Source organism: Methylobacterium sp. WL120 (assembly GCF_008039465.1).
In the GTDB taxonomy this organism is placed as follows: domain Bacteria; phylum Pseudomonadota; class Alphaproteobacteria; order Rhizobiales; family Beijerinckiaceae; genus Methylobacterium; species Methylobacterium cerastii.
The window spans coordinates 1-4,862 of record NZ_VRUT01000243.1 but is presented as its reverse complement, the minus strand read 5'-3'; the positions used below and the strand labels follow the sequence as shown (position 1 = coordinate 4,862).

Sequence of the window (4,862 nt, the reverse complement as noted above, 5' to 3'; positions counted from 1 at the left end):
CCTTCATGCCGGTCCACGTGGCGGCGCAAGCGCCGGCCGGCACGCCGGAGGGGGCGCGCGAGGCCGCCTGCAAGCGCCGTGTCGCCGCGATCGGCAAGGCGCGGGGGGCGGTGGTGGTGGATTTCCGCCTACCCTCGCCGATCACCACGCGCGACGAGAACTATTGGGACGCCCTGCACTACCGCCTACCGGTGGCGGCGCGCGTCGTCGCGGGCCTGCAGGCGGCGGCCGAGACGGGCGCGAACGCCCCCGACGGCAGCTACCGGGTGCTGGCGCATCCGTGATGCGCGAAAGGGCTTTCAGCCGGCGGCGTCGCGCTCGGCCCTGGCCCAGCCCGCGCGGGTCTCCTCGCAGAACGCGTCGAGCCGGCCCTCCGTGATCGCCACGCGCATCCCCGCCATCAGGTCCTGGTAGTAGGCGAGGTTGTTCCAGGTCAGCAGCATCATCCCCAAGATCTCGTCGGAGCGCACGAGATGGTGGAGGTAGGCGCGGGAATACGCGCGCGACGCCTCGCACGCGGAGGCCTCGTCCAGCGGCCGCGTGTCCTCGGCGTGGCGGGCGTTGCGCAGGTTGATCCGGCCGTGGCGGGTGTAGGCGAGGCCGTGGCGGCCGGCGCGCGTCGGCATCACGCAATCGAACATGTCGATGCCGCGCGCGACCGAGCGCATCAGGTCGTCCGGCGTGCCGACGCCCATCAGGTAGCGCGGCTTGGTGCTCGGTAGGTGCGGCTCCACCGTCTCGATCATCGCGAGCATCACCGCCTGCGGCTCGCCGACCGCGAGGCCGCCGATCGCGTAGCCCTTGAGGTCGAGGTCTGCCAAAGCCCGGGCGCTCTCGATCCGAAGCTCCGGCACGTCGCCGCCCTGCACGATCCCGAACAGCGCCTTGCCCGGCTGCTCGCCGAAGGCGGTGCGGCAGCGCTCGGCCCAGCGAAGCGACAGGCGCATCGCCTTCTCGATCGCCTCGCGCTCGGCCGGCAGGCGCACGCACTCGTCGAGCTGCATCTGGATGTCGGAGCCGAGCAGGCCCTGGATCTCGATCGAGCGCTCCGGCGACATGTGGTGGGCGGTGCCGTCCACATGCGAGCGGAAGGTCACGCCCTGCTCGTCGAGCTTCCGCAGCGCGGAGAGCGACATCACCTGGAAGCCGCCGGAATCGGTGAGGATCGGCCCGTCCCAGCGCATGAAGCGGTGCAGGCCGCCGAGCCGCGCCATCCGCTCGGCGCCGGGGCGCAGCATCAGGTGGTAGGTGTTGCCGAGCACCACGTCGGCGCCGAGGTCGCGCACCTGGCTCGCATACATGGCCTTGACCGTGCCGGCGGTGCCGACCGGCATGAAGGCCGGCGTCCGGATTTTTCCCCGCGGCATGGTGATCGCGCCGGTGCGGGCTTGCCCGTCGGTGGCGTGGACGGCGAAGGCGAAGTCTGTGTCGGACATGGCGGGGACGGCTTCCAGATGCTTTCGGATCGCACCTCTCTCCTTCTCCTCGACCGGTCCCTCCGTCATCCCGGGGCTGCGCAGCAGAGCCCGGGATCCAGAGCCGCCGACGATGCCAGGCTGGAACACGACCTGCGGTTCTTGGATCCCGGGCTCGCCTTCGGCGCCCCGGGATGACGGGGAGGGTCTGGAAGCGGAGTCTAAGAGATCGGCGCGTTCGGCGACCTGCTTGCAGGGATGGGAAGAGGCGCGTTCGGCAAAAACCCTATCAGACCGGGGCGGGAAACAGCAGGCTCGAATCGCCGTAGGAGTAGAACCGGTAGCCCTCCGCGATCGCGTGGGCGTAGGCGGCGCGCATGGTGTCGAGGCCGGAGAAGGCCGAGACCAGCATGAACAGGGTCGAGCGCGGCAGGTGGAAGTTGGTCATCAGCGCGTCCACCGCGCGGATGCGCGTGCCGGGGGTGATGAAGATCTCGGTCGGGCCGGCGAAGGGGTGGAGCCGCCCCTCCGCGTCGGCGGCGCTCTCCAGCAGGCGGAGCGCGGTGGTGCCCACCGCCACGATCCGTCCGCCGGCCGCCCGCACCGCGTTGAGGGCGTCGGCGGTCGCGGCATCCAGGATGCCGACCTCGGCGTGCATGCGGTGGTCGGCGGTGTCCTCGGCCTTGACCGGCAGGAAGGTGCCGGCCCCGACATGCAGGGTGAGCGTATGGCGGCCGATCCCGGCGGCGTCGCACCGCGCCAGTAGGTCGTCGGAGACGTGCAGGCCTGCGGTGGGGGCGGCGACGGCGCCGGGGTTGCGGGCGTAGACCGTCTGGTAGTCGGTGGCGTCCCGTGCGTCGGTGGGGCGCTTGCCGGCGATGTAGGGCGGCAGCGGCAATTCCCCGACGGCGGCGACGGCCTCGTCGAGGGCCGGCCCGGCGAGGTCGAAGCGCAGGGTGATCTCGCCCCCCTCGCCCTTGGCCGCGACGGTCGCGTCGAGGCCGCCGCGTTCGCAGGGCTCGCTGGCCCCGTGGCGGCCGAAGGCGATGCGGTCGCCGACCGTCAGGCGCTTGGCCGGGCGCGCGAAGGCGCGCCAGCTTTCGGGCGTCTCGCGCAGGTGCAGCATCACCTCCGTGCGCTGGCCCGGTGCGCCGGGACGGGTGCGGATGCCGTGGAGGCGCGCCGGGATCACCTGCGTGTCGTTGAAGACCAGGGCGTCGCCCCGGCGCAGCAGGCCCGGAAGGTCGGCGACGCGCGCATCCTCCAGCTCGTCGCGGTGAGAGCCTCCGCCGGGGCGCACGACGAGCAGGCGTCCGGCGCCGCGCGGCTCGGCCGGGCGGAGGGCGATGCTGGCCTCGGGCAGGTCGAAGTCGAACAGGTCCACGCGCATGGGGCCGGCACCTGCACCGCCCCGCGCCGGGAATCAATCCGGGCGGGGGCAATCGATGCGACGGAGCCCGCAGGGAACCGCGTCCGACCGCCCTCCGTTCACGGCGGGCGTCGATCCCGCTTTGCTTCCCGACTCGGAGCCTCCATGCCCTGGTACGCCGTGCGCCCCCGCGATCCCGCCGACCCGCGCTGGCCTCTGCCGGGCAAGCCGCAGATCGTGCTCAAGGGCGCGGACCCGGCCGAGGCGCGCGAAAAATTCGAGCAGGCCTATCCGAGCACGCCCTTCGGCACGCCGTCCACCCCGGTGCCCGACGGCGCCGGCAGCTTCGAGGGCGACGCCGAGGCGCTGGTCGTCGAGGAGACCGCGGAACCGGCCCCGCCGCGTTGAGCGTTCTCGGAAACCAAGCGTGAGCCCCTGGCGGGCGGAGGGACGGATGACGGCGCAGGCGGAGCGGACCACCCTCGACGGGCAGCTCGTCGGCTACTGGGCGCGCGAGGCCACCCGCCTCGAAGCGCTCGCCGCCGCGGCCCGGTTCGGCTGGCAGAAGCGGCGCTTCCTGCGCCGGGCCGCAGACGCGCGGGCCCGGGGGGCGCAGAGCGAGGCGCGCGAGACCGCCCGCGCGAGCGGAGCCGCCTCCCCCGCCTGATCACAAGATAGCTTCGGCTAAGTTCCTTGCCCCGGCGTGCAAGGTGTGCAGCAGCCTCGAAGCTGTGCTGTGGCCTTGAACCTTTGCCGTGGCCTTGCGGGTGGGCGGTCGACTAGAGCCGCCGGGTCGTTTCCCCGGACCCGCCATGAGCCGCACCCAGAAAGCCGCCCTCGCCAGCGCCGTCGTCGGCCTTGCGGTCACAGGGCTGAAATTCCTCGCCTACTGGCTCACCGGCAGCCTCGCGCTGTACTCGGACGCGCTCGAGAGCATCATCAACGTGGTCGCGGCGCTGAGTGCGTTCGTCGCCCTGCGGGTGGCCGGGCTGCCGGCCGACGAAGACCACCCCTACGGCCACCACAAGGCGGAGTTCTTCTCGGCGGTGATCGAGGGATCGCTGATCATCGTCGCGTCGCTGCTGATCCTGCGCGAGGCGTATTATGGCATCCTGGCGCCCAGGCCCGTCGACGCCCCCGCCATCGGCCTCGCCATCAACGCCGTCGCCACGGCGATCAACGCGGTGTGGGCGTGGGCGCTGCTGCGCTGGGGCAAGGCCTGGCGCTCGCCGGCCCTGGTCGCCGACGGCCGCCACGTGCTCGCCGACGTGTTCACCTCGGGCGGCGTGCTCGTCGGCGTGGTCCTGGTGCTGGTGACCGGCATCCCGGTGCTCGATCCGGTGGTCGCGGGGCTCGTCGCCCTGAACATTCTCTGGTCCGGCTGGAAGATGGTCCGCGAATCCGTCGACGGCCTGATGGACCGGGCCGCGCCCGGCGACATGGTCGGGCAGATCCGCTCGCTGATCTCGCTCCACGGCGAGGGCGCGCTGGAGGCGCACGACGTCCGCACCCGCTACGCCGGTCAGGCGACCTTCATCGACTTCCACCTCGTCGTGCCCGGCGAGATGAGCGTGCGCGAGGCGCACGAGATCTGCGACCGGCTCGAGGACGCGCTGGAGACCACGATCCCCGGCGCCGTGGTGGTGATCCACGTGGAGCCGGCCGAGCACGCGAAGTTCCGCGGCGTGCCGGTGCTCTGAGACCGCGTCTCGAGACCAGGAAACCATGAGGTCCGGCGGATGACCGCCTCGCCGTCGCGGGGCGCGTCGGACCCACCGCATTCCGAGGCGACGCCTGCCGGCCGGCGCGTCTGCGCATTCTGCCACGCCTCCGGATCGATGCAACTTATGGTGGGATAGGACCCAGGGGTTTCAAAGTTCGTTAACCAGGTTCTCAGATTGTACCGGGTGCCACGATACGTTCACAGGTTGTTATCGAACGGAGCGTGGCCGAGCATGGTGCGGCTGAAGGCCTATGATGGTGTGTGCTTCTCCTGTCGATCGCAATGCCGGCCGGCGCGGCCGGCGGGCGGCCCGCCTCGCGGTGTCGCTCGCCTGCGCGGCCGCCCTGTCCGGGTG

At 72.0% G+C, this 4,862-nt stretch carries 5 protein-coding genes and 1 pseudogene; 4 read left to right on the top strand and 2 right to left on the bottom strand.

Annotated elements, in window-relative coordinates:
- A pseudogene (locus FV229_RS25330) lies at positions 1 to 284 on the top strand (hypothetical protein); the annotation flags it as partial.
- Between the two features lie 15 nt (positions 285 to 299).
- On the opposite strand, the gene tgt reads toward FV229_RS25330, so the two are convergent.
- Positions 300 to 1,436 (bottom strand): tRNA guanosine(34) transglycosylase Tgt, encoded by a 1,137-nt coding sequence (gene tgt, locus FV229_RS25325; protein WP_147754575.1) that lies wholly within the window; start codon positions 1,434 to 1,436, stop codon positions 300 to 302.
- 268 nt (positions 1,437 to 1,704) lie between these two features.
- Positions 1,705 to 2,805, bottom strand: a complete 1,101-nt coding sequence (gene queA / locus FV229_RS25320) for a tRNA preQ1(34) S-adenosylmethionine ribosyltransferase-isomerase QueA (protein WP_147754574.1) — start codon at positions 2,803 to 2,805, stop codon at positions 1,705 to 1,707.
- A 144-nt stretch (positions 2,806 to 2,949) separates the two neighbouring features.
- Here queA and FV229_RS25315 point away from each other — a divergent pair, with 144 nt between their 5' ends.
- The 3 genes from FV229_RS25315 to FV229_RS25305 all read left to right on the top strand — a co-directional run bounded on the left by FV229_RS25315 (position 2,950) and on the right by FV229_RS25305 (position 4,484).
- Positions 2,950 to 3,192 (top strand): hypothetical protein, encoded by a 243-nt coding sequence (locus FV229_RS25315; RefSeq protein ID WP_147754573.1) that lies wholly within the window; start codon positions 2,950 to 2,952, stop codon positions 3,190 to 3,192.
- Between the two features lie 46 nt (positions 3,193 to 3,238).
- On the top strand, positions 3,239 to 3,451 hold the full coding sequence (locus tag FV229_RS25310; RefSeq protein ID WP_147754576.1) for a hypothetical protein: 213 nt from the start codon (positions 3,239 to 3,241) through the stop codon (positions 3,449 to 3,451).
- A gap of 145 nt (positions 3,452 to 3,596) precedes the next feature.
- Positions 3,597 to 4,484 carry a cation diffusion facilitator family transporter gene (locus FV229_RS25305; RefSeq protein ID WP_147754572.1) on the top strand — a complete coding sequence of 296 codons (888 nt, stop codon included), beginning with the start codon at positions 3,597 to 3,599 and terminating at the stop codon, positions 4,482 to 4,484.
- Positions 4,485 to 4,862 lie beyond the last annotated feature (378 nt).

What these genes read in the sequence shown, in the direction of transcription:
- tgt (WP_147754575.1), bottom strand. Translation starts at nt 1,436, where the DNA reads ATGTCCGACACAGACTTCGCCTTCGCCGTCCACGCCACCGACGGGCAA.
- queA (WP_147754574.1), bottom strand. Translation starts at nt 2,805, where the DNA reads ATGCGCGTGGACCTGTTCGACTTCGACCTGCCCGAGGCCAGCATCGCC.
- FV229_RS25315 (WP_147754573.1), top strand. Translation starts at nt 2,950, where the DNA reads ATGCCCTGGTACGCCGTGCGCCCCCGCGATCCCGCCGACCCGCGCTGG.
- FV229_RS25310 (WP_147754576.1), top strand. Translation starts at nt 3,239, where the DNA reads ATGACGGCGCAGGCGGAGCGGACCACCCTCGACGGGCAGCTCGTCGGC.
- FV229_RS25305 (WP_147754572.1), top strand. Translation starts at nt 3,597, where the DNA reads ATGAGCCGCACCCAGAAAGCCGCCCTCGCCAGCGCCGTCGTCGGCCTT.